The 251-nt window shown below is 40.6% G+C and carries 1 pseudogene; it reads right to left on the bottom strand.

Going from position 1 to position 251, the window contains the following annotated elements:
• Nucleotides 1–125 precede the first annotated feature (125 nt).
• Nucleotides 126–251, bottom strand: a pseudogene (locus ETC02_RS17395) (helix-turn-helix domain-containing protein); the annotation flags it as partial.

Here is a 251-nt window from a genome sequence, read left to right as displayed (position 1 = left end):
GATTTATCTCGTTTTCAAACATGAAAGTGGTGCAGGGAATCATCAAAAAAAGGGATGTATGGATCATATATCCATAGAACTAACACCAAAATCAAAGTTGATTTCCAACCATCACGGATTCAGGTTACTTCAGGGAAGGTGATTTCGACGAATTCTTTTTGTTTCTCTTCATCGGCATTGGCTAGTGTATAGGTCGGTTTCGTATAGCTTAGCCCTAACCGATGCAGAATGTCACTTGTTCCGCGAAGCGT

Source organism: Geobacillus sp. DSP4a (assembly GCF_013096875.1).
Classification (GTDB): Bacteria; Bacillota; Bacilli; order Bacillales; family Anoxybacillaceae; genus Geobacillus; species Geobacillus thermophilus.
The sequence above is the reverse complement of the archived record's forward strand: the minus strand, read 5'-3'. Positions and strand labels throughout refer to the sequence as shown.